The 1335-nt window shown below is 57.6% G+C and carries 2 protein-coding genes; both read right to left on the bottom strand.

Translation table 11 applies throughout. The annotated features are described in order from the left end of the window. On the bottom strand, positions 1 to 538 hold a 538-nt coding region (locus QZ298_RS08630), incomplete at its 3' end, for a DapH/DapD/GlmU-related protein (protein ID WP_296008130.1). Between the two features lie 200 nt (positions 539 to 738). Beyond that, the coding region (locus QZ298_RS08625; RefSeq protein ID WP_296008127.1) for an AraC family transcriptional regulator at positions 739 to 1335 on the bottom strand (597 nt) is incomplete at its 5' end.

Below are 1335 nucleotides of genomic sequence, written 5' to 3'. Positions count from 1 at the left end.
GGGCCGGATTGCCCGCCACGACCGTCAGGGGAGGGACCTCTTTCGTCACGACGCTGTTGGCGCCGACGATGCAGCCGTAGCCGAGTTTGACGCCGGGCAGAATCGTCGAATTGATCCCGATCCAGACCTTGTCTTCGATTACGATCGGCTTGCAGTAGGTGGCGCTGCGGTTCTCGGGATTCTCGTCGTGGTTGATGGTGATCAGGTTCACTTTCGGCCCGATGAATACGCCATTGCCTATGGTGATGCCGCCGCGGCCGAAAAAGGTACAGCACTGCTGGATGAAGCATGCTTCGCCGATGCGGACCGGTTTGCCGTAGTCGATGTAGAACGGGGGCAGGAGGGTGGTGCTCTGCGGCAGCGGTTTGTCGAGGATGTCGGCCATCAGTTCGTGCACCTCTTCCGGAGTGCGGACCCCCGTGTTCAGTTCCGTCGCCTTGCGGATGGTGGCGAAAATATCCTCTATCAGTTCGTCGTAGCCAGGGTCGGCAGGCGATACCGTTTCGCCGCCGAGATCCCTTCGGAAAATGTCGTTCATTGCCTTTGTCTTTTGTCGCAAAGGTACGACGGCTGGAACGATCGGACGTTGCTGTCGGGCTCAAATGAGATTGTTCAAAAGCTCAACGGGAATTTTTTCGGGGCCGCATCGGAAGAGTGTCCGGGCCGCGAGTGCATGCAAATGCCTCGTATCACGGTCGGGATGCGAGGTGCGGCATCGGGCGGTACTCGGCTTCGTCCCTATACCGAGGCGGCGCTGGGCGATATGCCGTACTGTTTCTTGAATGCGGTCGAGAAGTGCGACGGGTTTTTGAATCCGACTTCGGCATAGACATCCGTCACCTTTTTGCCGCCCTCCTTCAGTTTGGCGTAGGCCACTTCGAGTCGCTTGCGTATCAACCACTTTTCCGGCGTGAGTTCGCTGATCTTCCTGAAATCCCGTTTGAATGTGGCGAGGCTGCGTCCGGTGTAGTGTGCCAGTTCCTCCATCGTGAACTCATACATGTAGTTGGCGTTCATGAACTCCAGAATATCGATCTTCCACCGTTCGTTGAAATCGAAAAGGGTGGGGGCGAATCGTTCGTCGATATGCAGCAAGGCGAGCAATCCCTCCTGCAGTTTCAGGTTCATGAAGTCGTCGTTGGGTTTCACTTCGGGGTCGAAATAGGGCGTCATGGAGCCGAAAAGGCTGGCCAGTTCCACCGTCGGGGGCAGTTTCATCACCCCTGCATCGAGTTTCGGCGTGGCGGCAGGCAGGCTGCGCTGTTCCAGTTTGCCGTACATCTCGCGCAGGAACCGTCGGGTGAACATCAGGAAGATGCCGCAGTAGCGTTCCCC

It is taken from the genome of uncultured Alistipes sp. (assembly GCF_910580175.1).
Taxonomy (GTDB): domain Bacteria; phylum Bacteroidota; class Bacteroidia; order Bacteroidales; family Rikenellaceae; genus Alistipes.
This window is presented reverse-complemented; position numbering and strand designations above follow the sequence as displayed.